Annotated in this window: 29 protein-coding genes; 11 read left to right on the forward strand and 18 right to left on the reverse strand. The window is 64.2% G+C overall.

Annotated features, from left to right (window positions below; all coding sequences use genetic code 11):
• Positions 1 to 14: 14 nt before the first annotated feature.
• From BKM74_RS05915 to flgB, 7 genes are all read right to left on the reverse strand, one after another.
• Positions 15 to 1,691 (reverse strand): ATP-binding protein, encoded by a 1,677-nt coding sequence (locus tag BKM74_RS05915; RefSeq protein ID WP_086464776.1) that lies wholly within the window; start codon positions 1,689 to 1,691, stop codon positions 15 to 17.
• Positions 1,669 to 2,787 carry a flagellar biosynthesis protein FlhB gene (gene flhB, locus BKM74_RS05920; RefSeq protein WP_086464777.1) on the reverse strand — a complete coding sequence of 373 codons (1,119 nt, stop codon included), beginning with the start codon at positions 2,785 to 2,787 and terminating at the stop codon, positions 1,669 to 1,671. Before flhB ends, BKM74_RS05915 begins: the two co-directional genes overlap by 23 nt.
• A 123-nt stretch (positions 2,788 to 2,910) precedes the next feature.
• Entirely contained in the window at positions 2,911 to 3,675 is a 765-nt protein-coding gene (fliR, locus tag BKM74_RS05925; protein ID WP_086464778.1) for a flagellar biosynthetic protein FliR, read from the reverse strand.
• Positions 3,676 to 3,693: 18 nt separating this feature from the next.
• A complete protein-coding gene (gene fliQ, locus BKM74_RS05930) occupies positions 3,694 to 3,960 on the reverse strand; it encodes a flagellar biosynthesis protein FliQ (protein WP_086464779.1) in 267 nt (88 codons plus the stop codon).
• A gap of 47 nt (positions 3,961 to 4,007) precedes the next feature.
• On the reverse strand, positions 4,008 to 4,307 hold the full coding sequence (gene fliE / locus BKM74_RS05935; RefSeq protein ID WP_086464780.1) for a flagellar hook-basal body complex protein FliE: 300 nt from the start codon (positions 4,305 to 4,307) through the stop codon (positions 4,008 to 4,010).
• Positions 4,308 to 4,347: 40 nt separating this feature from the next.
• Positions 4,348 to 4,764 carry a flagellar basal body rod protein FlgC gene (flgC, locus tag BKM74_RS05940; RefSeq protein ID WP_086464781.1) on the reverse strand — a complete coding sequence of 139 codons (417 nt, stop codon included), beginning with the start codon at positions 4,762 to 4,764 and terminating at the stop codon, positions 4,348 to 4,350.
• 32 nt (positions 4,765 to 4,796) lie between these two features.
• Positions 4,797 to 5,210: a flagellar basal body rod protein FlgB gene (gene flgB / locus BKM74_RS05945; protein ID WP_086464782.1), complete on the reverse strand. Its 414-nt coding sequence runs from the start codon at positions 5,208 to 5,210 to the stop codon at positions 4,797 to 4,799.
• A gap of 241 nt (positions 5,211 to 5,451) precedes the next feature.
• Here flgB and BKM74_RS05950 point away from each other — a divergent pair, with 241 nt between their 5' ends.
• From BKM74_RS05950 to fliP, 4 genes are read left to right on the forward strand one after another with little or no spacing between them, the layout of a single operon-like run.
• Positions 5,452 to 5,883: an EscU/YscU/HrcU family type III secretion system export apparatus switch protein gene (locus tag BKM74_RS05950; protein ID WP_086465060.1), complete on the forward strand. Its 432-nt coding sequence runs from the start codon at positions 5,452 to 5,454 to the stop codon at positions 5,881 to 5,883.
• Positions 5,884 to 5,890: 7 nt separating this feature from the next.
• Positions 5,891 to 6,205, forward strand: coding sequence for a hypothetical protein (locus BKM74_RS05955; RefSeq protein WP_086464783.1), 315 nt, complete (start codon positions 5,891 to 5,893; stop codon positions 6,203 to 6,205).
• Between the two features lie 22 nt (positions 6,206 to 6,227).
• Positions 6,228 to 6,647, forward strand: coding sequence for a flagellar biosynthetic protein FliO (locus tag BKM74_RS05960; protein WP_086464784.1), 420 nt, complete (start codon positions 6,228 to 6,230; stop codon positions 6,645 to 6,647).
• Positions 6,644 to 7,390, forward strand: a complete 747-nt coding sequence (gene fliP, locus BKM74_RS05965) for a flagellar type III secretion system pore protein FliP (protein WP_086464785.1) — start codon at positions 6,644 to 6,646, stop codon at positions 7,388 to 7,390. The genes BKM74_RS05960 and fliP overlap by 4 nt, the downstream gene beginning before the upstream one ends.
• A 15-nt stretch (positions 7,391 to 7,405) precedes the next feature.
• On the opposite strand, the gene BKM74_RS05970 is transcribed toward fliP, so the two are convergent.
• From BKM74_RS05970 to BKM74_RS06010, 9 genes are all read right to left on the reverse strand, one after another.
• Positions 7,406 to 10,951: a tetratricopeptide repeat protein gene (locus BKM74_RS05970; protein ID WP_086464786.1), complete on the reverse strand. Its 3,546-nt coding sequence runs from the start codon at positions 10,949 to 10,951 to the stop codon at positions 7,406 to 7,408.
• Positions 10,948 to 11,733 (reverse strand): OmpA/MotB family protein, encoded by a 786-nt coding sequence (locus BKM74_RS05975; RefSeq protein WP_086464787.1) that lies wholly within the window; start codon positions 11,731 to 11,733, stop codon positions 10,948 to 10,950. Before BKM74_RS05975 ends, BKM74_RS05970 begins: the two co-directional genes overlap by 4 nt.
• Complete coding sequence (locus BKM74_RS05980) at positions 11,733 to 12,434, reverse strand: hypothetical protein (RefSeq protein WP_086464788.1); 702 nt, start codon at positions 12,432 to 12,434, stop codon at positions 11,733 to 11,735. The genes BKM74_RS05975 and BKM74_RS05980 overlap by 1 nt, the downstream gene beginning before the upstream one ends.
• 36 nt (positions 12,435 to 12,470) lie before the next feature.
• Entirely contained in the window at positions 12,471 to 13,148 is a 678-nt protein-coding gene (locus BKM74_RS05985; protein WP_086464789.1) for a protein phosphatase CheZ, read from the reverse strand.
• A 14-nt stretch (positions 13,149 to 13,162) separates the two neighbouring features.
• Entirely contained in the window at positions 13,163 to 13,549 is a 387-nt protein-coding gene (locus BKM74_RS05990; RefSeq protein WP_086464790.1) for a response regulator, read from the reverse strand.
• A gap of 144 nt (positions 13,550 to 13,693) precedes the next feature.
• The gene (locus BKM74_RS05995; protein WP_086464791.1) at positions 13,694 to 14,404 is read right to left on the reverse strand and encodes a MotE family protein; all 711 of its coding nucleotides are present in this window, start codon (positions 14,402 to 14,404) and stop codon (positions 13,694 to 13,696) included.
• Positions 14,405 to 14,478: 74 nt separating this feature from the next.
• Complete coding sequence (locus tag BKM74_RS06000) at positions 14,479 to 14,988, reverse strand: DUF6468 domain-containing protein (protein WP_140056024.1); 510 nt, start codon at positions 14,986 to 14,988, stop codon at positions 14,479 to 14,481.
• A 51-nt stretch (positions 14,989 to 15,039) separates the two neighbouring features.
• Positions 15,040 to 16,095 (reverse strand): flagellar motor switch protein FliM, encoded by a 1,056-nt coding sequence (fliM, locus tag BKM74_RS06005; protein WP_008944799.1) that lies wholly within the window; start codon positions 16,093 to 16,095, stop codon positions 15,040 to 15,042.
• A gap of 32 nt (positions 16,096 to 16,127) precedes the next feature.
• Complete coding sequence (locus BKM74_RS06010; protein WP_086464793.1) at positions 16,128 to 16,643, reverse strand: flagellar basal body-associated FliL family protein; 516 nt, start codon at positions 16,641 to 16,643, stop codon at positions 16,128 to 16,130.
• A gap of 562 nt (positions 16,644 to 17,205) precedes the next feature.
• Between BKM74_RS06010 and flgF the strand changes: the two genes are divergently transcribed.
• The 4 genes from flgF to flgH all read left to right on the forward strand — a co-directional run bounded on the left by flgF (position 17,206) and on the right by flgH (position 20,802).
• Positions 17,206 to 17,937, forward strand: a complete 732-nt coding sequence (gene flgF, locus BKM74_RS06015) for a flagellar basal-body rod protein FlgF (RefSeq protein WP_086464794.1) — start codon at positions 17,206 to 17,208, stop codon at positions 17,935 to 17,937.
• Positions 17,938 to 17,990: 53 nt separating this feature from the next.
• Positions 17,991 to 18,776, forward strand: a complete 786-nt coding sequence (flgG, locus tag BKM74_RS06020; protein ID WP_086464795.1) for a flagellar basal-body rod protein FlgG — start codon at positions 17,991 to 17,993, stop codon at positions 18,774 to 18,776.
• A 73-nt stretch (positions 18,777 to 18,849) separates the two neighbouring features.
• Positions 18,850 to 19,917: a flagellar basal body P-ring formation chaperone FlgA gene (gene flgA / locus BKM74_RS06025; protein ID WP_086464796.1), complete on the forward strand. Its 1,068-nt coding sequence runs from the start codon at positions 18,850 to 18,852 to the stop codon at positions 19,915 to 19,917.
• Positions 19,918 to 20,010: 93 nt separating this feature from the next.
• Entirely contained in the window at positions 20,011 to 20,802 is a 792-nt protein-coding gene (flgH, locus tag BKM74_RS06030) for a flagellar basal body L-ring protein FlgH (RefSeq protein WP_086464797.1), read from the forward strand.
• Between the two features lie 248 nt (positions 20,803 to 21,050).
• On the opposite strand, the gene dksA is transcribed toward flgH, so the two are convergent.
• Positions 21,051 to 21,473, reverse strand: coding sequence for an RNA polymerase-binding protein DksA (gene dksA, locus BKM74_RS06035; RefSeq protein WP_086464798.1), 423 nt, complete (start codon positions 21,471 to 21,473; stop codon positions 21,051 to 21,053).
• A 145-nt stretch (positions 21,474 to 21,618) separates the two neighbouring features.
• Entirely contained in the window at positions 21,619 to 22,026 is a 408-nt protein-coding gene (locus BKM74_RS06040; RefSeq protein WP_086464799.1) for a flagellar assembly protein FliX, read from the reverse strand.
• Between the two features lie 298 nt (positions 22,027 to 22,324).
• On the opposite strand from BKM74_RS06040, the gene BKM74_RS06045 reads away from it, so the two are divergent.
• The 3 genes from BKM74_RS06045 to BKM74_RS06055 are packed head-to-tail and all read left to right on the forward strand — an operon-like array spanning position 22,325 to position 24,266.
• A complete protein-coding gene (locus BKM74_RS06045; RefSeq protein ID WP_086464800.1) occupies positions 22,325 to 23,452 on the forward strand; it encodes a flagellar basal body P-ring protein FlgI in 1,128 nt (375 codons plus the stop codon).
• The gene (locus BKM74_RS06050) at positions 23,452 to 23,784 is read left to right on the forward strand and encodes a rod-binding protein (RefSeq protein ID WP_086464801.1); all 333 of its coding nucleotides are present in this window, start codon (positions 23,452 to 23,454) and stop codon (positions 23,782 to 23,784) included. Before BKM74_RS06045 ends, BKM74_RS06050 begins: the two co-directional genes overlap by 1 nt.
• Positions 23,781 to 24,266, forward strand: a complete 486-nt coding sequence (locus BKM74_RS06055; protein WP_086464802.1) for a hypothetical protein — start codon at positions 23,781 to 23,783, stop codon at positions 24,264 to 24,266. Before BKM74_RS06050 ends, BKM74_RS06055 begins: the two co-directional genes overlap by 4 nt.
• Positions 24,267 to 24,320 lie beyond the last annotated feature (54 nt).

Consider the following 24,320-nt stretch of genomic DNA (forward strand, 5'->3'; position numbering starts at 1 on the left):
GGCGCGGATTGCCGCTACCCCTCCAGCAGCTCCTTCACGCGGCCGGCCAGCTGCTTCAGGCTGAACGGCTTGGACAGGAAGGCGATGTCGGCCTGCTCCGCGATGCGCTGGCGCAGCGCATCCTCGGAATAGCCGGAAATGCACAGTACCTTGATGTGAGGCCGGTGTTCGCGCACGAGGCGGATCAGCGTCGGCCCGTCGATCCCTGGCATGACCACATCGGTGATCAGCAGGTCGATCTGCTCATCCTCGGCGGCCAGGATTTCCATCGCCGCCTCGCCGGAACGCGCCTCGATCACCTTGTAGCCCTTGTTACGCAGGGCCCGGGCGCTGAACAGCCGGACCGGATCCTCATCCTCGACCAGCATGATCGTGCCGGCCCCGGTCAGGTCGCGGTGGCGGGTCTCGGCATCCTCCCCCGGCTCCGCGCTCTGCGCCCCGTCCGCGGCATAGGCCGGCAGCAGGATCGAGAAGCAAGTGCCGTGGCCAAGCTCGCTGCTGACCAGCACATGGCCGCCGGTCTGCTTCACGATGCCATAGACGGTGGACAGGCCAAGGCCGGTGCCCGAGCCGACCGCCTTAGTGGTGAAGAAAGGTTCGAAAATGCGCGGCACCACCTCGGGCGGGATGCCGGTGCCGGTATCGGACACCTCGATCTTCACATATCGGCCGGGCAGGATCTCCTCCGTGCCGATCTGCTGCATGTGGGTGATTTCGGTATTCTCCGTGGCAATGGTGAGCGCCCCGCCCTCCGGCATGGCGTCGCGCGCATTCACGGCGAGGTTCAGGATCACCTGCTCAATCTGCCCCTGATCGACCTTCACGAGATCGAGATTGCGGCCATGGCGCATGTCGAGCCGGATATTCTCGCCCATCAGCCGGCGCAGCAGGTGCGACAGTTCCGACACCACCTCCGAGACGTCCAGCACCCGCGGCCTGAGCGTCTGCTGGCGCGAGAAGGCCAGCAGCTGGCGCACCAGATTGGCCGCCCGGTTGGCGTTCTGCTTGATCTGCATGATGTCGGCGAAGGACTGGTCGCCGGGCGAATGGCGCAGCAGCAGCAGGTCGCAGAAGCCGATCATCGCGGTCAGCAGATTGTTGAAATCATGCGCCACGCCGCCGGCAAGCTGGCCCACCGCCTGCATCTTCTGCGACTGCACGAACTGCACTTCCAGCTTCTTGCGCTGGCTGACATCGATCAGATGCAGCATCAGGCGGGGCTCTTTTCCTTCGGACCCATTCGCCAAATCCGCGCCCTGCAGAACACGCACGAAACCGGCGGCCACCAGATCGGCGTCCCGCGCCATGCGGATTTCCACCGGAAGTCCGGGCGGCGATCCGGCCAGCGCCAGTTCGACGGCCTCGGCGAGCTGGCCGGCATCCTCGGCCTGCACCAGCGCCGACAGCGCCAGACTTCCCTCGGGCGGCACGCTGTCCAGACCGGCCAGGTCGCAGAACATGCGGTTACCGGCCAGCACCCGCCCCGCGCGGTCGGCGAAGACGATGGCCAGCGGCGCATTCTCGAAGGCCTGGGCAAGCTGGTCATTGCCGATACCGCTACCAGCCCCTCCCGAACCGATAGCCGAACCGATACCGGATTCGCCGCCGGAATCGGCGCCACGGCCAAACAGCCGGGCGATATCGCCAAACAATCCGCCGGAGGCGGTGTTATTGCCGGGTTGTTCCGCCATTTCGTCCCTGGTTCTGGTTCTGATTCTGGTTACGGCCCTGGTTCAGGCGGAAGACGTAGGAGATGATCTCGGCAATGGCCTGATACTGCTCCGGCTTGATTTCCTGATCGACCTCGACCGAGGCGTACAGCATGCGGGCAATCGGCGGATTCTCGACCACCGGCACCTTGTGCTCCTCCGCCATCTCGCGAATGCGCAGCGCCACCGCGTCAATGCCCTTGGCCACCACCATCGGCGCCTGCATGCTGTCGCGCTCATACTTGATGGCAACCGCATAATGGGTCGGGTTGGTGACCACCACGGTGGCCTGCGGCACGGCGGACATCATGCGCTGGCGCGCGCGCTGCATGCGCAGATTGCGCAGGCGGCCCTTGATCATCGGGTCGCCTTCGGTCTGCTTGTATTCGTCGCGCACTTCCTGCTTGGTCATGCGCATCTGCTTGTTGAAGGCATAGCGCTGATAGACCAGATCGGCAAAGGCGATGACCGCCATCACACAGACCGCCCCGCCCAGCAGCAGGATCAGCATCCAGCGGATTTCCTCCAGCATTTCCACCGGATCCAGCTGCATGATCTCTTCCAGCCGGGCCAGTTCCGGATACATGATCAGGCCCAGCAGCGCGCCCACCAGGACAATCTTGAAGATGCCCTTCAGGAACTCGACCAGCCCCTTGGAGGAGAACATCTTCTGCAGCCCTTTTATGGGCGAGATGTTCTGCAGCTTCGGCGCAATCGCCTCGGGGGCGAACAGCACGCCATTCTGCATAAGGTTCGCGCTCACCCCCAGGAACAGGAACAGCAGCACCGGGATGCTGAGTGCGATGGCCGTGCCGGCGACCACATAGGCGAAGACGCTGCCGACATTGGCCGCATCCAGGATCAGCTCATGCGGCTTTTCGATGAAAGGGCGGATGGAGGTGTAAATCTGCTTCGATACGAAGCCGGCGAACAGGCTGACGATCAGCAGCCCGCCAACCAGCGAGAACCAGCTCGCCACCTCCTGCGAGACGGCAACCTGGCCCTTCTCCCGGGCGTCCGACAGTTTCTTGTCTGTCGGGTCTTCTGTTTTGGACGCTTCGTCCTGATCGTCGGACATGGCCTCCGCCGTCTGGATCCGGCCCCGCGCGGGGTTGATCCGTCTCCGATTCGCAAATATTGGGGCACCTGACGTGGCAAGCGCCCCCCGGACTTATCACATCGATCGCGGCTGCACTCTAAATCAAAGCGCCAGCATGCGCATCACCACGCTTTCATAATAGCGCAGGAACCACATCATCGAGGCCGACAATATCAGCGAGAACAGGAAAACACCGAGCAGCAGCTGGAACGGCAGCACGATGAAGAAGATCTGCAGCTGCGGCATCAGCCGCGACAGCACGCCGACGCTGACCTGGAACAGCACGCCGATGACCAGCAGCGGCGCGCCGATCTGCAGCGCGATGCGGAAACCGTCGGCGACCGCCCGCGTGACCGCCATGGAGAAATCCTGCACCGGCAGCGGCGCGCCAGGCGTGAACACCGTATAGCTGTCCACCACCCCCAGCATGAAGATGTGATGCAGGTTGGTCGCCAGGATCAGCAGCACGCCGATCGTGCTCAGCAGCGCGCCGGGCAGCGAGCCCTGCGCGCCCAGGCTGGGGTTGAAGGCCTGCGCCGAGGCGAGGCCGATCTGCATCGAGATGATGAAGCCAGCCATTTCCAGAATCGTCAGCGCGATGCGCGACAGGGTGCCGATGAACAGGCCGATCACCACCTCGCCGGCCACCAGCAGGGCCAGTTGCGGCGCAGTCGGCGGCATTGCCGGCAGCGTATCCTGTACCAGCGGCACTGTCAGGAAACTGACCAGCATGGCGAAGGCCAGCCGGACCCGCATGGAGACCAGCCCCTCACCAAGTCCCGGCATCATCGAGAGCGCCGCACCGACGCGCGAAAACACCAGGAAGAAGGCGAAAAACTGGGCGGGTAGGAACAGCTCGAAAGGCATCGGCCAGCCGTGCCTCCGTTAATTCAGCGCGATAATGCGGTCCACCAGCGTCGCCGAGAAATCCAGGAGCGTGCTGAGCATGAAGGGCATGAAAACAAACAGGCTGGCAAACACCACAATAATCTTCGGCACGAAGACCAGCGTCATTTCCTGGATATGCGTCAGCGCCTGAAACAGCGCGATGACAAGACCGATGGCGAGGCCGATGAGCATGGCCGGCCCGCAGATAACGAGCGTGGCCACCAGCGCCTCACGGGAAACGTCGATTACGTCGCTCGGATTCATGACTCGGCCCCTCGCCCCCCGGCCTTTACCAACGCAGAACCGGGCCGTCAGATCGGCATACGCAGGATTTCCTGATAGGCCTGGATCATCCGGTCGCGCAGTCCGACGACGGTCTGCAGCGTCACCTCGGCGTCGTTCACCGCGACGATAACATCGTTGAGGTCGGCTTTTCCGGTGATGGCCTTCATGCTCATCTCCTCGCCGCCCTTCATCACCTCATGCGCCTCCTGGACGCTGTCGCGCAGGAAGCTGGCGAAATCCTTGCCAGGCTCGCGCGTCTCCAGACCGCCTTCGATCTGGCCGGTCTTGGCATAGGCAGCAATCGCATCACCGATCCGGGCAACCATGGTCTGTTCCTCCTTCGCGCTTACAGCCCTCTATTTATCATCAACCGCGCAGAAGATCGATGGTTCTGGTCAGCATCGACATCGAGGTCTCGATGACGTTCAGATTGGCTTCGTAGCTGCGCTGTGCCTCGCGCATGTCCATCGTCTCGATCAGCGCCGAGACGTTCGGCGCCATGATGTAGCCATCCTGGTCCGCATAAGGATGCGTCGGGTCGTATTTGGTCTGGAACTGCGAGGGGTCGTTGGTGACCCTGCTTACCGAGACCTTGTGCATGTTGTCGGCGCGGTCCAGCTCATTCCGGAACATCACGATCTTGCGCCGGTAGGGCTCCTGCCCCGGACCCTCCGCCACTGAATTGGCGTTCGCCAGATTCTCCGAAATCACCCGCAGACGCAGACCCTGGGCCTTCATGCCCGAGGTCGAGATCGTCATCGCACCCATCAGATCCTGTGCCATCCTGCTCTCTCCTTATTCCTGCGGCGGCGCCCTTACGCGCCCGGCTGGCGGCCGATCGCCAGTTTCATCATGGTGAGGTTCTGCCGGTACAGGCTGCTCGCGAGGCGGAAATCCGCCTGGTTCTGCGACACGTTGGTCAGCTGGTTCTCCAGCGAGACCGCGTTCTGGTTGATGCTGACTTCGTAGGCGTTCCGCGGACGCTCCTCATTGACGCGGAATTCCGGCTCGCGCCGGATGCCGGTCAGGTGGTTCGCGGTGGTGGCGGCCATGTTCACCCGCGGGGTTTCCTTCACCATGGCGCGGAAATCCAGCGGCTTCAGATCGCGCGCCCGATAACCCGGCGTGTCGGCATTGGCGACATTCTCCGCCAGCACGGTATGGCGCTGGGCCAGCCAGTCCATCTTCTGCTTCATGCCCTGAAACAGTGCCAGATTGCCCATGCTCATGTCGTTGTCTCCTTGCCTTGCATCCGGTTCGGCCGTTTGCCTTGCCAGAATTGAAAGCAATCCGCGTGCCGGAACACAACATATTGAAAAATATAGAAAAATTCTGCCACACCCGGCTGCGAGGCAGAGAATTCCGGCCTACCGCTTGCCGCCCCGGCAAGAATTGCCGCATCGGCGCAGTCGCTTCCGTGAAAGAGAGAAAGGCTCTAGGATAGGTCAGCGCATTCGAATGGAATATGGCATGGAGCCGAAAAAGCCACCGCACTTGCCTCCCCAGAAGCCCTCCCAGAAACCATCGCTGGGTGACCGGCTGTTCGACATCATCGACGAACTGGACGTCGCTCCGCTGCCGCCCCGCGACGGCAAAAAGGGCGATCGGCAGATTGCCGTGGCGTTGCATCACGAACATGGCGCCGACAGGGCGCCGATGGTGGTGGCCCAGGGCTATGGCGCGATCGCCGATAAAATCCTGCGGCTGGCCTTCGATCATGATGTGAAGGTGCGCCGCGATCCCGAACTCGCCCAGGTGCTGATGGCCGTGGAGGTCAATCAGGAAATCCCCGTCGAGGCCTTCGCCGCCGTGGCGGAAATCCTGTCCTATGTGTACCAGGCCAACAGCCGGTTGGCCGAGGAGGCCCCGCCTGCCCCGTCCGCCGATACAACCGCGTCATAACCGCGCCATGTCACTCGCCGACGCCCGCCAGAACCTCGCCCGCATCCTGACCGATATCGACGCTGCCGGCCGCGCGCTGGACGCCGGCGAACCGGTCCGCCTGGCCAGCCTGACCGGTGCGGTCGCGGCAGCCTGCGCCGGGGCGACCGCCCTGCCCGCCGCCGAGGCCCGGACCCTGCTGCCGGAGATGGAGCAGGCAATCGAGGCACTGGGCACGCTGGCCGGCCGGCTGGAGCAGAAGACCGGCGGCAAGGCGAAGCAGGAGCCCGCCAGCGCGCAAAGGCTGCATGCCTCGCGCGCCTATGATAAAGGCTTCCGATAATGCTCCCCGGAAAGGCCGGCACATGAACATCGAAAGCTATCTCTACGCCGTCCTTGCGTTGGTCTTCGTGCTGGCACTGCTCGGCCTGCTCTATCTGGTCATACGGCGGCTGGGGATTGGCGGCGCGCTGCCCCGCACACGCGGCGAGCGGCGGCTGCGGCTGGTCGAGGTGCTGCCGGTGGACGCCAAGCGCCGGCTGCTGCTGCTGCGCCGCGACGGCCGGGAACATCTGGTGCTTCTGGGGCCGGAAAGCGATCTGCTGATCGAATCCCTCGAAGAGGATGAGCAGGACAGCGCCGGCGATTTCGATGCGATGCTGGACCGCACGCCCCCGTCATCGCCCCCGTCATCGACCAGGCCGGCGCCGAAAGCGCCACCGGCACCCCCGGGCCCGCGCGAACCGCGCCTGGGCCGCCGCACCGGCACGGAGACGGCGGAATGAGCCGCCGCGTTCTTGCGAAAACCGCGCTGCTGGCGCTGCCTGTCCTGCTGCTGCCGGGACTGGCGGCGGCGCAGAGCTTCAACCTGGATCTCGGCTCGCCCGACGGCTCCACCACGGCGCGGATCATCCAGCTTATCGCCATCTTCACCGTCCTGTCGATCGCCCCCGGCATCCTGGTGATGGTGACCTCCTTCACCCGCATCGTCGTGGTTCTGTCCTTCATGCGCTTCGCGCTGGGCACGCAGCAGAACCCGCCAAACATCGTACTGATCAGCCTGGCGATGTTCCTGACCTTCTTCATCATGCAGCCGACGCTGGAGCGCGCCTATAATGAGGGGGTGGTGCCGCTGCTTGACCAGCAGATCGACGAGGCGGAGGCGCTGCAACGGGTGATCGAACCGTTCCACAGCTTCATGCGCAGCCATGTGCGCGAGCAGGATCTGGATCTTTTCCTCGGCATGGCCAAGGCAACGCCGGAGCAGGTTGGCGAGAACACGCCGCTGCGCGCCCTTGTCCCCGCCTTCATGATCAGCGAGTTGCGCCGCGCCTTCGAGATCGGCTTCCTGATCTACATCCCGTTCGTCATCATCGACATGGTGGTCGCCTCGATCCTGATGTCGATGGGCATGATGATGATCCCGCCGGTCATTGTCTCCCTGCCCTTCAAGCTGATCTTCTTCGTGCTGCTGGACGGCTGGTACATGATCGCCGGCAGCCTGGTGCAGAGTTACGGCCCGTTATAGAGCCGGAGATCGCCGTCAGTTGATGGCGCTGAGCTGGCTGGCCTTCAGCCGTTCCCGGTAGTCGCTGAGGAAGGACTGGAAGCGTTCGACCTCCTGGAAACGCTGGGTCAGCGTGCGCAGATCGTTCAGATCGCCCGACGTCGTGTTGGTAATCAGCCGGAAGGCCTCGCGGAAACGGGTATCGTCCATCGCCTGGGCATAGTTCTGCCGGATCAGTACCACAGCCGGGGTATCCTCGCTCATCGAGGCGGAAATCGCCCAGTTCAGCACCAGGGTTGCCTCACGCTCCGTCAGGTCGCGCTTGTCCGCCAGCGGCTCGGCTAGGCGGGTGAACACTTCGGCCGCTCCGGCCCAATCCTGCTGCCGCCACAGAATGTCGGCGCGCAGCAGATCGGCCTCCCGGCTGGTATCCGGCTGCAACAAAGCGATGGCCTGATCCGGATTGCCGAGATCGAACTGCGCGCGCGCCCGCAGCCGGTTGCGCTCACGCGCCAGATCGACCGGGATACCGGGAACAGCACTTTCATCCAGCGCGCCGACAGCCGCCTCCGGCCGCCGGTCGAGCAGCCGGATGAGCGCAAGCCGGGCGCCGATCCGCGCTTTCTCGACCCCTTCCAGGCGGAATTTCACCTGCCGGTCCAGCAGGTTGGCGGCACGGTCCAGAAGATCGACCGTGACCAGCCGGTCGGCCAGACGCTGAATCATCTCGTTGCCGCGGGCACCCGGCGGGGTCAGCTCACGGAAATCGTCGTACAGGGCCAGCGCGGTCAGCGGCGGCATGCGCTCCGCGCCACCTTCGAGATACAGCTTGGCAAAGGCATCGGTCATGGTGCGTGCCAGGGTCGGCGTTTCCGGATGGTCCGGGAACAGGGTCGCCGCCTCACGCAGGGTCGCCAGACCGTTGCGATAATCATTCTCCGCCAGATACAGATCGCCCAGCCGGCGCAGCAGGTCGAACTCGAGTTCGTCGCCGCGCCAGGCGAAGCGCAGGCTTTCCAGCCGCTGCAGCGCGTCGGCGTTGGATATCTTCTCCTGCGCCAGCTCCTCCTCGATGACCGCGCGCGCCGCGCGTACACGGGCCCAGCGGTCCGCGCCCTCGGCCAGCGGACGCCACAGATCGAAAGCCGCATCGGTATCGCCCGTCGCCTGCAGCACACGCCCGCGCAGATAGTTGATGCGCGCCTGCTCGCTGTCGGTCGGCGCGCCGGCGGCGACCACGTTCAGGAACTGGCCGGCACCGCGATTGTCGCCGACGCGGATCGCGGCCTGTGCCGCCAGCAGCGCGATCTCGGTCGTGAAATTACGCGGATAATCGGCAGGGATTTCGCCGGCACGGGCAAACTGCTCGACCGCCTCGTTCCACTTGCCGAGCGCCGCGTAAGCCGCGCCGCGCCACAGCGCCACCTCGCGGATACCGTCCAGTGCCCTGTCGGACAGATCATTCAGCGCATCCTGATGGCGCCCCATCATAAACTGGGTCGCCCCGCGCAGCGCCTTGAAGCTGGGCAGGTTGGCATAGTCCGAATCGCCCTCCGCGATGACCCGCAACAGGCCCGTCGCCTCCGGCGCCAGGCCGTTGGCGAAATAGAAGCGCGCCAGGTCCATGCGCGGCTTGGTGCGGGCGATGCTGGTGGCATCGGCCAGCGCGAACTGCAATTGCTGCCGCTTGGGATAGAAGCCCTGGCCGGGCGCCTGATTGCCGCGCCATTCCAGCATCGAGAACGGCTTGCCGCTGCGGATGTCGGAATCCGACGCCACTTCGCCGAACGTATCGGAGCGTTCCGGCAGATCGCGCGACAGCACCAGCCCGTCGCCGCCGGTGATCGCCACACCGTCCGGCAGTTGCCGCACGGCCACGCCATCGGCCAGCGGCACCACGGCAATGCCCTGCACCGTCGCCAGCAATTCGAATTCGGCGAAACGCCTGTCGCCCTCAATGCCACGGCCCAGCATCGACAAGGGTACGATATGAAGTTCGTCTCCGACCTCGGGATCGCGAACCACGGTGGTCTCGCCGATGCCGGTAACCGGAATGAACAGGCGCGGCCCCTGCGGGCTGACCGGCTGCATCTCGGTATTCAGCGCCACGTCCGGGCGCAGCGGCTGCGCCCGCAGCTCGATCACCCAGGTTGGTCCGTCGCGCCAGATCCGCGGATTGATGCCCGGCACCAGCCGGGCGCGCGCCGCTGAGCCGTTCGGGACAGGAAGCTGCGTGAGTTCGGAGAAAATACCCGCATCGCTTTCGGAAATTGCCGAGAAATCGAACCGCCTGGCGCCATCGAAGACGATCCAGAGATGCGCCGCACGGCGGAACACAGCGGCCGCATTGGCATCCTCGAACTGGAAGCGCAACGCCACAAGGTCACCCTCGCGGCGCAAGGTCACCGGCACCGGCGTGCCCTGCAACTGCTCCAGCGGCACCGGCGCGCGGATGCGCTGCGGCGACAGCGAGGACGCCAGCGGTTGCGTCGGCATGATCCTGTCTGCGGATTGCGGCCCGGATTGCGGCGCCGCACCGGTGACCGGGCCGGCCTCTGCCGTCGGTTCGGCGATAACCGGCGCGACCGGCTGTGCCGGCAGGGCGGGGCCGCGCGTCCCGGCCGGGCGGGCGGGCGGCTGGCCAGATGGCTGGGCAGATGGCTGGGCCGGGGCCTGCGCCTGCTGTTGTGGCGGCTGAGCCGGCGCTTGCGATTGGCTGCGCTCGCCCGCCGGCGGTTTCGGCGCCGGTGTCGGCGCGGCCGCCTGCTGCGGTGCTGCCTGCTGGGCACCCGCTGGCGCCTCGGATGCCGGGTTCAGGACATCGACCACGATGCGGGTACCGCTGCGGAAATGCCGGAGCCGGGCATCGCTTGGAATCTGCAAGGTCATCCCGCGCGAATCATTGCCCGTCGGCTCCACGCGCCGCACATTGCGCAGCGGTCGGCTGTTCAGCGTGCCGGTTTCAAAGCTGGCGGGACGGTCGAACCGCAGGGTCGCCTGCCCGTTCCGGTTATCGACCGTGTAATCGACCGGCTGGTTCCAGTCGAAAACCAGGCGGGAATAGCCCTCGTGATCGGCACCGCGTACCTGGAGGCTGGGGATATCGGGGCTTGCGGGCAATGGGCTGGGAGGCGGCGGCGCGGACGCGGTCTCGGCACCGCCCTGACGCAACAGGTCGAGCACCACCGAGGTGCCGATCTTGAAGCTGCGCAGGCCAAAATCGCCATTGGCGAGCACGAAGGACAGGGTGCGCCCGTCCGGCTCCAGCGATCCGCCGGCCAGGAAGCTCCGCAGATTGGCGAGCGCGCCGGAGAGGTCCGCGCGCAGCGGCCGGTCGAACTGGATGACCAGCGAGCCATCCTCGACAGCAGCGGTATAGTCCACACTGCCGGGCCAGTCGAACACCAGCCGGCCATACCCCTCATGCAGGCCGCCGCGGACCGGTACCTGGGTCGGTGTCGCCTGGGGTGCTGCCTGGGGGGCCACCGGTTGCCCGGATTGCTGGGCCAGGACCATGCGGTCCGTGACGGGCAAAAGGCCGATCATGACCGCCAGCAGGAAAAGGAGCGCGGCGCGCATCATGGCAGGATCGCAGCCTGCGACGGGTAGAGCACGATATCGACACGGCGCGCCAGCGCCTCGCGCCGGGGCGAGACGATGTCACGGGCGAGAAAGACGAACCGCGTATCGGCGAAACCTTGAACGATCATAGGCTTATCATAACCTGATTCCAGCAGCGCCGTCGCTACGGACTGTGCACGCGCCAACGAAAGCTCCCAGTTCCCGCGATAGGGACCGGAGCGGATCGGCGCGGGATCGGTATGACCATGCACATCCGTCCGATTGCTGAGATTGCCCAGCAGACCGCCCAGCTCGAACAGCGCCCGGCGGGCCTGATCGTTCAGGGTTGCACTGTTCAGGGCGAACAGCAGATCGGACGGCATCGACAGGATCAACCGGTCCGGGAAACGGTGAAGCACGGTTCGTGCCAACAGCGGATCGCTATCGAGATGGCCACGCAACAGCGAGACCAGATAGTCGAGATTGAGGCCCGGCGCGACCTTGTCCTCGTCGATGGTCAGCGCGGTGGGCGGGGCCGGTTTCGCGGTTTCCACATTCGGCGCCAGACGGTCGGCCAGGGTCGCCGAAAGGTCCACCCAGGCCGCTGTCCTGGGGTTCGACATCGCGAACAGCATGATGAAAAAGGCCAGCAGCAGACTGATGACATCGAGAAAGGTCAGCAGCCAGAATGGTCCGCCAACCTTGGGCAGGATATGGAACGGGCTGTAAGGCGGCGGCGAGGCCGGCGCGGATGCCTTGTCGCGTTCGCTTTCGTGCAGGCCGGCCAGCGGGTCGAGCGCCATCACCGGGTCTCCGGCCCGAAAGTGACGGCGGTGGCGGCGCTGCCCCGGATATGGAACAGGAAACTCATGGCCTGGCCGCTGCCATTTCCATTTCCGTTGCCGAAGCCCTGACCGATCGACAGCGCACTGGACGGCGCACCGGCCTGCACCAGCGCCTGCACCAGATTGGCAAGGCGCCGCATGGTCGGCGTTTCGGCAGCGCTGGGATTCTCGATCAGGGCGGCGGGCTGATCGGGGATCAGCAGCTCAAGCTCGATCCGCGCGCCAGAGGGCGGGCGCTGCAGAATATCGGCAAGCTGGTCGAGGAAGCTGCCGACGCGCGGGTTCAGCGCCTCGCCCGGACCGGCGAATAGTTCGGAAAGCGGCACGGATATGCGGTAGCTGTCAGCCGCCGTCATGCGCGCCGTTGGCGACAGGGTAAAATGGGATTCGAAAAGCGGACCGAGCCGCGCCGAGGCTTCAGCACCATCGGCCAGGCCGCCGCTGGTCATCCGGTCGCCGCCGACCGTGCCGGATTTCAGGAAGGAGGGAAAGCTGCGGTTCACACCCTCCATCACTTCGCCGGCGCGCTGATCCTCGAAGGTGGAGATCGATTGCAGCAGGATGAAGAAGGCCAGCAACAGCAAATACAGGCTCAACAGAGCCTGGGCGCTTGCCGCTGCGGGGTGCTTCGCCTCGTTCTGCCCGTCCTCGCCCTGCATAGACCCCGGCCGTTCGTTAACCTAACTGCCTCTAGTCTAGTCGAAACTCGCCAGAATTGCGTCGATATCTTCCTGCGAATTCGCATTGCCAGGCAATTGCGGCCCGTTCAGCAGATCGGCGTCCGGCTTGTCGTCCGTCGCCTTCGGTTTGGCGGCGGCCGGCGGCTGTTTCGCCGCAGCGGCCTTCGCCGTGCCGACACCCGCCCCGAACGCTTCCAGGAGCTGTTCGATCTTGTCTTCGATATGCTTCAGCGTGCCGACCACCTTGGTGATGCGCTGGCCGGTAATGTCCTGGAAGTTGCAGGCCTCGTAAATCTCGGTAACGGCCGTCATCGTGCGTTCCGCATCCTCCGCCGACAGCTTGCCGGAGACTTCGGAGAACACTTCGCACGCGTCCAGAATGCGGCCCGTCGCCTCCTCGGTGGCGCCAATCACCGCATCCAGCTCGTCGGTCGCACTCGGGATATGATGGTCCCTTATGTCCTCCGGCCGGATTTCCGCCAGATCGTGACGCGCATCGCGGATGAAGCGCGCCAGATCCTCCAGCTCGCCATACAGCTGCATCGCGCCCGGCGACAGGTCACCGCGCAGGTTGGAGAGCATCTGCTCGACAATGGCAACCACCTCATCGGTGGTCACGGCAGGGCCGGCCGCCAGATCGGCAGCGTCCTCGCCGGCAGACTGCTTTGCCGAAAATTTTGACGGAACGGCCATGGCAGAACCCTTTGTCAGAAGTTCCCGATAACGGCCGACAGCTTCATTTTCAGCGTGGCGGCGTTGAACGGCTTCACGATGTAATTGTTCACGCCGGCCTGTTTGGCGGCGATCACGTTCTCGGTCTTGCTTTCCGCCGTCACCATGATGAACGGCGTATGCTTCAGCTTGGCGTCCGCGCGCACTTCCTTGAGGAGCTGGAGGCCGGTCATCGGCTCCATGTTCCAGTCGGAAATGACAAGGCCGTAGCTTTTCTCGCGCATCTTCTTGAGCGCCATGCTGCCATCGGTGGCTTCATCGACATTGTCGAAGCCGATCTGTTTCAGCAGATTGCGGATGATCCGAAGCATCGTGCGATAATCATCGACGATGAGGATCTCCATATTCATATCGACGCTCATTCATCACCTCGATTTAAAGCGTAGGATTCTGTGGTTAACGGGCGACAGGGGCCACTGTAATCGCCGTTAATTAAACAAGAGTTAAGACGATCACTATCATTTTTTCCAGCGCCCGGAGGCCCGGTTCCGCTGCGCCGGTTTTGGCTACTGGGTCGGCTGGACGCCCAGATTGGGCATTTGCCGGCGCGTGGCGATTTCCGCGGTCAGTTCGTTGGCCCGCTTGGGGCTCATATCGGCCAGGATCGGCGCAACACGGCGTTCGGCCATACGCTCCACGACCTGCAGCAGGATATTCATGTCGAGCTGATCGAAGATGCGCGCCGCGTCCTTCGGCTTCATCGCCTCGTAAATCTTAACGAGGCGCTGCACCTCCGCCTCTTCCTGCTCATTATATTTCTTGATCAGCGCCTCGATGTCGGAGCGGATGGTATCGAGCTCCGCAATCTTCTTGTCGATGCGCTGTTCGGCCGCCGCCAGCAGCCCTTCCTTCTGCACCAGCGTCTGCTCGCGCTGGTCCAGCTCGTCGCGGCGACGCGACAATTCCTGCAGCAATTCGATCTCGGAGCGGCTGAACAGGATCGGGTCGACAGCGGTGCCGCCTTCCCCTTTGCCAGCGGCATCCCCCTGCTTCACGTCCGATTGCGCCCCCGCTTGCCCACCCGGTTGCTGCTGGCTGTCGGCCGGCGGCTGGTTAGCGGGCGCCTGCTGTTGGGCCTGTTGTTGGGCCTGAACAGGCACGGTGCCGATGCCGGCCTGGATCCGGGACACGCCGTCCCAGATACCGCCCAGCTTCACGGTCAGCAGCAACAGCGCGGCCAGGATGGTGACCGGCAAGAGACGGGGAATCGAAAGCATCGGCATTCCACTCGGTTCTATGATGCGGGCGGCAGACGCCCTGCGTCACATCGTAAAATCAATAGCGTCACCCGCTAGCGGGCATCGCGGAGGGCGCGCAGCAAGTCCCGCTCCGCCTTGGAGCGGCCTGCCCCATCCTCGTCATTCTCATTCTCGGAGGATGCGCCCCTGTCCTGCGCCGGCGCGGCCTGACGCGGGTTTCGATCCCGCCTCGGCATCGTTGCGGACGTATCGGAAGCGTCCGGGGCGCGCGGTTCCCGCGCCGCCGAAATGCGGCCCGACAGTTTTTCCGACAGCGAATCGCCGCGTTCGATCATGAACACCAGCTCGTCGCGTACCGCCATGGCCCGGTCGATCGGCTGCTGCAGGGACCGGCCGGCCTCGTCGGAGGTTGCCTTCAGCTGCTTGATGCTGGCCTCGGCGCGCAGCGTGCACTCCACGAAACGGGCGATCTGCGCCTCCAGCGCGGCGCGGTCGGCGCGCAACCGGCCCAGCTTGCGGTTCAGGATGGCGGCATAGATGATGGTGGCGACCAGCAGGGCAGCCACCAGCGCTTCCAGCATCAGCGACATTCCCACACCCATCGCGCACACATCCCTTTCCAAGACCGCCGGCAGCGTGCCGGCGGCAGCTTGCTACATCTTGCGATGACGCTTCTCGATGCGAATGGCAATGTCCGTTCCCTTGCGCCCCATGCGGCCGCCGAACAGGGTAACGTTGCCGCAGCGCAGATCAATCGTCGAATCCGCTTCGGTGTTCAGCAGCATGCGGCTACCGACTTTCCAGTTCAGCACATCGCCCAGCGGCACCGGCACCTCGTCCAGCACCGCTTCCAGCTCGACATCGGTATGCCACAGCTCGGTCGCCAGATGGCCTTCCCAGATCGAATCGCGACCGAACTTCTCGCCCATGAACATCTGCAGCAGCAGCTCGCGCACCGGCTCCAGCGTGGCGTAGGGCAGCAGCAGCTCCAGCCGGCCACCACGATCTTCCATATCGATGCGCAGCCTGGCCACGATGGCAGCGTTGGCGGGCCGGGCGATGGTGGCGAAGCGCGGGTTGGTCTCCAGCCGCTCGAAGCGGAAGGTCACCGGCGACAGCGGATCGAAGGCGGCCGACAGGTCGGACAGCACGACATTGATCAGGCGCTCCACCAGATTGCGTTCGATGGTGGTGTAGGGCCGCCCCTCGATGCGCATTGCCGCGGTGCCGCGCCGGCCGCCGAGCAGCACGTCCACGATGGAGTAGATCATCGCTGAGTCGACCACCAGCAGGCCGAAATTGTCCCATTCGTCGGCCTTGAACACCCCCAGCATGGCGGGCAGCGGGATCGAGTTCAGATAGTCGCCGAAACGGATCGAGTTGATGTTGTCGAGCGAGACCTCGACATTGTCCGAGGTGAAGTTGCGCAAGGACGTGGACATCATGCGCACCAGGCGGTCATAGACCACCTCCAGCATCGGCAGGCGTTCATAGGACACCAGCGCCGAATTGACGATGGCGTGGATGCCGGAATTATCGCCCGACCCGTCGCCATCCTCATCGAACCCCAGCAGCGAATCGATTTCCGCCTGGTTCAGAACACGGGCTGTGGCCTCGTCCTCGTCACCGCCCATGGCGGCGGCCATATCCTCGTCATCTTCGCCCGCGGCGGCCCATTCGTCGGCGAGGGCGTCCTGGTCGTTGCTCATCTTGCCTCCGTCTTCTCCCGGCGCCGCATCTGCTACTGCACCAGCATCTCGCGGAACAGCACGTCGCGCACACGCGCCGGACGCACCGCCAGATTCACCCGCCGCAGCAATTCCTCGCGCAGGCGGTACATGCCGGCCGAGCCCTGAAGATCCTCGATCCTCAGCTCACGCAGATAGACCTGGAAATTATCGATGATGCGCGGCATCACCTCGTTGATCCGTCCGATATCGGACGGATTCTGCAACTCAAGACTGATGTTCATCTTCAGGAAGGTCGAACGCCGGCCGCTGCTGTTCAGATTGACGATGATCTCCGGCAGATCGAAGAACACGGCCTGAGCCGGCGGCGGTGGCGGCGCCGCTTCCTGGGAGGTTTCCTCCGGCACCGGATCGGACCCGAGCAGGCCGGAGAAGTAAACGCCCACGCCGACGCCGATCAACAGCAGCAACGGCAGCACAATGAAAAGGATCAGCTTCTTGCCGCTGAACTTTTTCTTGGGCGGGCCGCCGCCTTCCTCGAAATCTTCGCCGACCGCGTCAGCCGCCATCTTGTTCTACCTGTCTGTCACTCTTGCGAAACCGCCCGGACCGGACGGACTGCGCCAATGGTGTGGCACCGGGGTGTGGCGCCTGAAAAAGCAGGGAAAGCAAAAACCGTGCCTCCCTGGTTGCATCCTGGGCCGCATTTTGCCCGGCGATCCGGCATGGCTTCATACATAACGCTTTTTGCAGTTTAGCGGAATCATGTCCGTGTTGAAAGGATTGGCTGTCTCTTAACCCTATACCTTGTCGTTTTTTCCACGGCGACCGCGCGATCTTGTGGTCCTGATCTTACGCGCCTGATCTTACGCGGGGGCATTCCATTACAAGCGTGGTCCTCCCGTGCGGCGGCGCTGGCCGCCCCGCCCCCTCCTGCCCCGACTGCCTTGGCAAGAATTGCCGGGCAAAGCCTGCCGCCAGGGTGTCGCGGCCGTCCCGGAACCGGAATTTTCCGCAAAGAATGGCGGAATTCTGGGATTTTTCAGTTTGGCACACCTCCTGCATCTGATCTGGCAAGCCCGACGCGCCGGACAGTTCCCGGTCATCGAACCAGGCAGGAGAGATACGACTATGGAAGCCACTTCCTTCATCGCCTTGTCACGTCAGAGTGCATTGCAGCGCGAGATGTCCACGATCGCGAACAATATCGCCAACGTGAACACGGCCGGCTTCAAGGGGCAACGCGTGCTGTTCGCCGAATATCTGGAAGAGCCCCGCTTCGGCGAGAAGCTGTCCTACGTGATCGACAAGGCGATTGCCTTCGACATGTCGGAAGGCCCGCTGATGACAACCGCCAACGATTACGACCTGACGGTAAGCGGTGACGGTTACTTCGTGGTCGAGACGCCGGCGGGTCCGCGCTATACGCGCACCGGCAGCTTCAAGCCCAACGAGGATGGCGAACTGGTCACCACCGAGGGCTATGCCGTTCTCGACGCGAACAACAACCCGGTGTCGATCCCGATGGATCAGGGGCCGCTGCTGATTGACGAATTCGGCTTCATCCGCACCCGGGACGGTGCGCAGATCAGCCAGATCCAGATCGTCGCCTTCGAAAACCCGCAGACGCTCCAGCGCGCCGGCAATAATCTGTTCGTCTCCCTGGAGGAGCCGATCGAACCACAGGATTCGCGGGTGGTGCAGGGTGCCCTGGAAGGGTCGAACGTGAATGCGGTCGGCGAGATCACTCGGATGATCGAAATCCACCGCAGCTACGAACGCACCTCCAACCTCATCCAGCAGGAACATGACCGCATGCGCGACGGCATCCGCCGCCTCGGCAAGCCGTCATCCGGCGCCTAACACCTAACGAACCCTGATTAACGGCCCAAAAGCCAGACACGGAGTAACAGACCATGCGATCCCTTAATATTGCCGCCACCGGCATGCAGGCGCAGCAGATCAATGTGGAGGTCATCTCCAACAACATCGCCAACATGAGCACGGTCGGCTTCAAGCGCATGCGGCCGGAATTCCAGGACCTGCTGTATCAGGATCTGCGCCGGGTTGGCGCCCAGTCTGCGCAGGAGGGCAATGTGGTTCCCTCCGGCCTGCAGATCGGCGTCGGTGTCCGCGCCGCGGCGACCTACCGGATCAATGAGCAGGGCAACCTGATGCTGACCGACAACCAGCTCGACGTCGCCATCCAGGGCGAAGGGCTGTTCCGCATCGAACTGCCCAATGGCGAGACCGGCTACACCCGCGACGGCTCCTTCCAGCTGAACCCGGAAGGCCAGCTGGTGACCGCCGACGGCTTCCTGGTGCAGCCCGCCATCGCGGTGCCGCAGAACGCCGTATCGGTGACCATCAATGCCAGCGGCGAAGTGCTGGCGAAGCTGGACAACCAGGTGCAGCTGCAGAATCTGGGCCGTATCGACCTGGCGGTATTCCCGAACATGGCCGGCCTCGAATCCATCGGCAACAATTTGCTGCTCGAATCCCCCGCTTCCGGCGCCGAAATTGCCGGCAATCCGGGCGAGCCGGGCTATGGCACGCTGCTGCAGGGTTATCTGGAAACCTCGAACGTGAACCCGGTGACCGAGATCACCTCGCTGATCACCGCACAGCGCGCCTACGAGATGAACTCGAAGGTTATCGAAGCCACCGACCAGATGATGCAGACCGTCACCCGCCTGCGCTGATCCCGGATCAAGCGCCAGCGCCGGATAGCGCGCGAGCGATTAAGCGACACACGCAGAATAAGGAGCAGACATCATGCGAGCCAGCGACAAGACCGCCCCCCGGAATGCCACCCGGAACGCCTCGCGTCAGCTTCGGATGTACGGCCTGGGCCTCGCCGTTCTGGTCCCCGTCCTGGCCATCGGCCTGGCCGCGACACCTGTATCGGCGCAGCAGTCCACGGCACGCGATCGTGTGCTGGCGCCTGCCGCCGCGCTGCTGCCCGTGTCGCTGCAGAACGTCACCATGGTACAGGAGCGCGAGGTGCGCCTCAGCCATCTGTTCGCCGGCGTCACGGACGACAAGAACAGCGTCGTCGATCACGCGCCGCTGCCCGGCGAACGCCGCATCTATACCGCCAGCCATCTCTATGCCCTGGCGCGGCAGCACGGTCTCGACTGGCGGCCGAACAGCCCGCTGGACAAGGTCGCCATCGAACGCGCCAGCGTCATCGTGCCAACGGAGGAGATCGAGCGCGAGATTCGCGACGCGCTGGCCAGCCAGGACCGGTTCGAGGAGATCGACGTCGATCTGTTCAATCGCGGCGTGCGGATCCATATCCCGACGGACCGGCCGATGACCATGCGGGTGGAGCAGTTGAGCTACGATGCCCGCTCGCAGCGCTTCCAGGCCACCATCACCGCGCCGGCGAACGATCCAGAGGCGCAGAGCGTACAAGTTACCGGCCGCGTCTATACGCTGGTCGATGTCCCGGTGCTGGCCCGCGCCGTGCTGCCCGGCGCCGTGATCCAGCAGAGCGACATCGTCTGGAAGAAGGTGCGGCAGGTCAGCCTCGCCGGCAATATCGTGGCGCAGCCGGAGGAGATTATCGGCGCGGTCACCCGGCGGCCACTGGCCCCGAACCGGCCGCTGCGCACCACCGACCTGAAGCCGAACCTGCTGATCACACGCAACGACCGCGTCACCATCGTGGCCTACACCGCCAACATGCGGCTGACCGCCACCGGCATCGCCATGCAGAACGGCGCCGAGGGCGATGTGGTCCAGGTTACCAACACGGCCTCGAAAAAGACCATCCAGGGCCGCGTCATCGGGCCGAACCTCGTCGAGGTCGGCACCCGTGGCCAGGTGGCCCTGAACTGAGCGCAACATCACCAACCGGGGGGCGGCTGCCCTTACCGTCCCCCCTTTCGCCCCACTCTTCGCCCAACGCTTGCCCGAAGAAGGATAGTCGAGATGAACGCACCGAAACCCCATAACCCGAAGCGCCCCAGCCTGAAGCGCTCACGCGCCCTGCTGCTGACCTGCACCGCCCTTGCCGCGTTTGGCCTCTCGGCCTGCGGTACGGCCGACAGGCTGAGCCAGGTAGGCCGGACGCCGGCGCTGAGCGGCATCGACAACCCAACCCACGCCAGAAACTACACCCCGGTCAGCATGCCGATGCCGGAAACCCGGCCGCAGGTGCGCCAGGCGAATTCGCTGTGGAGCATGGGCTCGCGCGCTTTCTTCAAGGATCAGCGCGCCGCACAGGTTGGCGATCTGATCACCGTCATTATCGAGATCGCCGACAATGCGCAGCTTACCAACACCACCCAGCGCAGCCGCGCCAACAGTGAGGATGCCGGCCTGACCGGCCTGTTTGGCCTGGAAGCCGAACTCGGCAAGGTGCTGCCCGATGCCGTGAACCCCGGCAATCTGCTGGGGCTGGAGAGCGGCAGCAGCAGCTCCGGCAGTGGCACGATCAACCGCCAGGAGGCGATCAACCTGCGGGTCGCCGCCGTGGTCGCCCAGAAGCTGCCGAACGGCAATATGGTGGTCTATGGCCGGCAGGAGGTGCGGGTGAATTTCGAGGTCCGCGAACTGATCGTCGGCGGCATCATCCGGCCCGAGGATATCAGCTCGACCAACACCATCGATTATGACCGTCTGGCCGAGGCGCGCATCGCCTATGGCGGCCGCGGCCACATCACCGACGTGCAGCAGCCGCGTTACGGCCAGCAGGTGATGGACATCATCATGCCGTTCTGACGACGGCAGGATTTACGCCGGCAGAAGGCCGGACGGCGACAAAAGGCGGTGGGCAGAAAGCTCAGGGCAGAAGGTTCTGGCCCGCCTCGTCGAAAGGGCAAGCAAGGGCAAGTTACGGCCGGCAGAAGGCTGAACCGAAAGACCGCCTCCCGAAACCGGGGCCTGGCGGTCTTTTCCTTTTCGCGCAAAAAAACAAAGGCCGCACCCGAAGATGCGGCCTTTGCTTATTGATGTATCCGTCTGCGGGATCAGTCGTCGCGGTGGGTGCGTTCCATCCGCTCGTGCCGCTCCTGCGCCTCCAGGCTCAGTGTGGCGATCGGGCGTGCCTCCAGCCGTCGCAGGCTGATCTGCTCGCCGGTCTCCTCGCAATAGCCATAGCTGTCGTCGTCGATCCGCTCTAGTGCGGAGTCGATCTTGGCGAGCAGCTTGCGCTCGCGGTCACGGGTGCGCAGCTCGAGGGCATGCTCGGTTTCCAGCGAGGCGCGGTCAGCCATATCCGGCTGCTGCAGGTTTTCCTTGCTGAGATGGTCGAGAGTCTGCCCTGCTTCCACCAGAATTTCCTGTCGCCATCGCAACAGCTTCTGGCGGAAATATTCCCGCTGCATCGGATTCATGAACGGCTCGTCCTCGGACGGCCGGTAGTCGGGGGGCAGCAAAGGCGATGCTGACATACTCCACTCCACGCTACGCAGAACCGAAAGCGCGCGGAGTATAGGGATCGTATTGTCCCTGAACAAGAGTAAGTTTTATTAAATGGAAAGCTGGTGGAAATCCGAAATAACGCAATGAATTTCGGTATTTACTAATATAACAACGCTAGCTGTCTCGGCCCAGCTTCGCCAGCTCTACGCGCACCCGCAGCTCGATATCGTTCAGGATATCGGAAAGATTGGGATCGAGATCGCGCTCGCGCTGCCGCTTCACCATCTCGGAAAGCTGCTCCAGCCGGGAGAGCGGAATCTCCCCCATCAGCAGACCGTGGCGAATCTCGTCCAGCCGGCTCAGCAGATCCTCGCCATGGCGCCTGGCGCGGCGCTCAGGCCGTTCATCCACCTGCTGCACTGCCAGGAGGGAATCGACAGAGGACACCCCCGCCACCGGCTGGGCCGCGCCGGATTCCTCCGTGGCGCTCAGATGGCGCGCAAATTCGGCGCCGCGGCCCTTGGCCTTGTCAGACCGGCGGGCGGCGTCGGACCGAATAGAGCCTGTTGAACCGACTTTCATATGCACTCCGTCCCAATGCCTCTATATATGGCCATATCAGCCATCGGATCAACAAATTACGCTGATACCACAAGGCACTTCCCCGCAACCGGCAAATTTTTCCGGCCAAAGCGGGATAGGGAACATGATAGCGGGAAAGCCTTGCCCGGCAGCGGCCGGGCCGGCTGCCCTGATAAGCCGAAAGAGCCATCATTTTCCGCGCCTTACCGCCACCCCCGTCGCGCCACAAGAGATGGCACGCTTTTCGCAAGATGGGTGGCGAGACATTACGCGACGCTTGCACTTACGAGGAAGCGACATGCTGCGATCAATCGGCAAGACCCTGTTTTCGACGGCCCTTATTGCCGCGTTCCTGATGGCCGGGCTCCAGCCCGCCGCCGCCAATTCGCGGATCAAGGACATCGCCAGCTTCGAGGGCGTGCGCGACAACATTCTGGTCGGCTACGGCCTCGTGGTCGGGCTGAACGGCACCGGCGACGATCTGACCAAGTCGGTCTTCACCCGCGAAAGCCTGGTCGGCATGCTGGAACGACTCGGCGTGAACGCCCGCGACAACGGGCTGGAAGTCGATAACATCGCCGCTGTCATGGTGACGGCCACGCTGCCGCCCTACGCCCGTCAGGGCACCCGGATCGACGTGAACATCTCGACCATCGGCGACGCCTCCAACCTTCTGGGCGGCACCTTGCTGGTGACACCGCTGATCGCCGCCGATGGCGAAGTCTATGCCGTGGCGCAGGGCCCGGTGGCCGCATCCGGCTTTTCCGCGCAGGGGGCGGCCGCTTCCATTACCCGTGGCGTGCCGACCGCCGGCCGCATCTCCAATGGCGGCATCGTGGAGCGCGAGATCGATTTCCAGATGACCCAGCTGGAATCGGTGAAGATTTCCCTGCGCAATCCCGATTTCACCACCTCGCGCCGCGTCGCCCAGGCGATCAACGCCTTCCTCGGCCAGCCGATCGCGCAGCCGCTGGATCCGGCGACCGTGCGCATGGCGCTGCCGCAGGAATATGCCAATAACGCGGTCGGCCTGATCACCGATATCGAGCAGCTGCGCGTCTCGCCGGACTATATCGCCAAGGTCGTGATCGACGAGAAGTCCGGCGTCATCGTGATGGGCGAGAATGTGCGCATCAGCACAGTCGCCATCGCCCAGGGCAACCTGACGATCCGTATCACCGAGACGCCGCAGGTCTCCCAGCCCAACCCGTTCAGCGAAGGGGGCGAGACCGTTGTGGTGCCGCGCACCCAGATCGAGATCGATGAAGATCAGGACCGCCGCCTGACCGTGCTGCCCTCGGGCGTCACGCTGCAGGAGCTGGTGGATGGGCTGAACGCCCTGGGTGTCGGCCCGCGCGACATGATCGCCATCCTGCAGGCGATCAAGGCATCCGGCGCGCTGCAGGCCGAGATCGAGGTGATCTGATGAGCGCCCCGGTTTCCAGTTCGGTCGACCTTTCGCTGGCCGCCAGCCAGGCGACCAGCGGCAGGCCCACGGTCCCCAGCGGCCCGGGCATGACGGTCGACAAGGCCCGCAAGGCCGCGGAAGAGTTCGAGGCGGTCTTCATCTCGGAAATGCTGAAGCCGATGTTCGAATCGCTGCCGACCGAAGGTCCCTTCGGCGGCGGCCCCTCCGAAGGCATCTGGCGCTCCCTGCTCGTCACTGAGATGGGCAAGGAAATCTCCAGGCGCGGCGGGTTCGGCATCGCCGACAATGTGCAGGCCGAAATGCTGAGACTACAGGAGACAAGCAAATGAACAGTGCATTCGCAGCCATGACGCTGGCCCAGGAGGCGCCCCCGCCGCCGGTCAACCTCAGCCGCTTCGTCGAGGTCATCGACCGCCTGATCGACGTGCTCAGCCGCGAGACCCAGCTGCTGGAACAGCGGCTGCTGAAAGAGATCGGCACGCTGCAGACGGAAAAGACCATGGCGTCGAGCGACTATGTGAAGCTGCAGACCGCGCTGCAACAGAACCCGGCGCCGGTCAACCAGGCGCCGGAAGAGCAGCGCAGCCTGCTGCGCGAGAAAATGAACGTGCTGCAGGACTGGGTCAGCCGCAACATGCTGGCGCTGGCCAGCGCCGTCGAGGCCGGCGAGCGCGTCTTCAAGGTCATCAAGGACGCTGTGCAGAGCAAGCGGGCGGAGACCGGCGGCTATACCGCGACCGGCGCCTTCAGCTACGGCGTCAGCGCGCCCAAGCACGACAAGGTATCGATCGCCGTCAACCGCGAGATCTGACGCGAGATCTAACGCCCTGCCCCTTTCCGCCCCTTTCGTTAGCCGAAGCGGGCG

Source organism: Oceanibaculum nanhaiense, from assembly GCF_002148795.1.
GTDB lineage: Bacteria > Pseudomonadota > Alphaproteobacteria > Oceanibaculales > Oceanibaculaceae > Oceanibaculum > Oceanibaculum nanhaiense.

Coding starts and splice junctions, on each gene's coding strand:
- BKM74_RS05915 (WP_086464776.1), bottom strand. CDS start 1,691: ATGGCGGAACAACCCGGCAATAACACCGCCTCCGGCGGATTGTTTGGC.
- flhB (WP_086464777.1), bottom strand. CDS start 2,787: ATGTCCGACGATCAGGACGAAGCGTCCAAAACAGAAGACCCGACAGAC.
- fliR (WP_086464778.1), bottom strand. CDS start 3,675: ATGCCTTTCGAGCTGTTCCTACCCGCCCAGTTTTTCGCCTTCTTCCTG.
- fliQ (WP_086464779.1), bottom strand. CDS start 3,960: ATGAATCCGAGCGACGTAATCGACGTTTCCCGTGAGGCGCTGGTGGCC.
- fliE (WP_086464780.1), bottom strand. CDS start 4,307: ATGGTTGCCCGGATCGGTGATGCGATTGCTGCCTATGCCAAGACCGGC.
- flgC (WP_086464781.1), bottom strand. CDS start 4,764: ATGGCACAGGATCTGATGGGTGCGATGACGATCTCGACCTCGGGCATG.
- flgB (WP_086464782.1), bottom strand. CDS start 5,210: ATGAGCATGGGCAATCTGGCACTGTTTCAGGGCATGAAGCAGAAGATG.
- BKM74_RS05950 (WP_086465060.1), top strand. CDS start 5,452: ATGGAGCCGAAAAAGCCACCGCACTTGCCTCCCCAGAAGCCCTCCCAG.
- BKM74_RS05955 (WP_086464783.1), top strand. CDS start 5,891: ATGTCACTCGCCGACGCCCGCCAGAACCTCGCCCGCATCCTGACCGAT.
- BKM74_RS05960 (WP_086464784.1), top strand. CDS start 6,228: ATGAACATCGAAAGCTATCTCTACGCCGTCCTTGCGTTGGTCTTCGTG.
- fliP (WP_086464785.1), top strand. CDS start 6,644: ATGAGCCGCCGCGTTCTTGCGAAAACCGCGCTGCTGGCGCTGCCTGTC.
- BKM74_RS05970 (WP_086464786.1), bottom strand. CDS start 10,951: ATGATGCGCGCCGCGCTCCTTTTCCTGCTGGCGGTCATGATCGGCCTT.
- BKM74_RS05975 (WP_086464787.1), bottom strand. CDS start 11,733: ATGGCGCTCGACCCGCTGGCCGGCCTGCACGAAAGCGAACGCGACAAG.
- BKM74_RS05980 (WP_086464788.1), bottom strand. CDS start 12,434: ATGCAGGGCGAGGACGGGCAGAACGAGGCGAAGCACCCCGCAGCGGCA.
- BKM74_RS05985 (WP_086464789.1), bottom strand. CDS start 13,148: ATGGCCGTTCCGTCAAAATTTTCGGCAAAGCAGTCTGCCGGCGAGGAC.
- BKM74_RS05990 (WP_086464790.1), bottom strand. CDS start 13,549: ATGAGCGTCGATATGAATATGGAGATCCTCATCGTCGATGATTATCGC.
- BKM74_RS05995 (WP_086464791.1), bottom strand. CDS start 14,404: ATGCTTTCGATTCCCCGTCTCTTGCCGGTCACCATCCTGGCCGCGCTG.
- BKM74_RS06000 (WP_140056024.1), bottom strand. CDS start 14,988: ATGGGTGTGGGAATGTCGCTGATGCTGGAAGCGCTGGTGGCTGCCCTG.
- fliM (WP_008944799.1), bottom strand. CDS start 16,095: ATGAGCAACGACCAGGACGCCCTCGCCGACGAATGGGCCGCCGCGGGC.
- BKM74_RS06010 (WP_086464793.1), bottom strand. CDS start 16,643: ATGGCGGCTGACGCGGTCGGCGAAGATTTCGAGGAAGGCGGCGGCCCG.
- flgF (WP_086464794.1), top strand. CDS start 17,206: ATGGAAGCCACTTCCTTCATCGCCTTGTCACGTCAGAGTGCATTGCAG.
- flgG (WP_086464795.1), top strand. CDS start 17,991: ATGCGATCCCTTAATATTGCCGCCACCGGCATGCAGGCGCAGCAGATC.
- flgA (WP_086464796.1), top strand. CDS start 18,850: ATGCGAGCCAGCGACAAGACCGCCCCCCGGAATGCCACCCGGAACGCC.
- flgH (WP_086464797.1), top strand. CDS start 20,011: ATGAACGCACCGAAACCCCATAACCCGAAGCGCCCCAGCCTGAAGCGC.
- dksA (WP_086464798.1), bottom strand. CDS start 21,473: ATGTCAGCATCGCCTTTGCTGCCCCCCGACTACCGGCCGTCCGAGGAC.
- BKM74_RS06040 (WP_086464799.1), bottom strand. CDS start 22,026: ATGAAAGTCGGTTCAACAGGCTCTATTCGGTCCGACGCCGCCCGCCGG.
- BKM74_RS06045 (WP_086464800.1), top strand. CDS start 22,325: ATGCTGCGATCAATCGGCAAGACCCTGTTTTCGACGGCCCTTATTGCC.
- BKM74_RS06050 (WP_086464801.1), top strand. CDS start 23,452: ATGAGCGCCCCGGTTTCCAGTTCGGTCGACCTTTCGCTGGCCGCCAGC.
- BKM74_RS06055 (WP_086464802.1), top strand. CDS start 23,781: ATGAACAGTGCATTCGCAGCCATGACGCTGGCCCAGGAGGCGCCCCCG.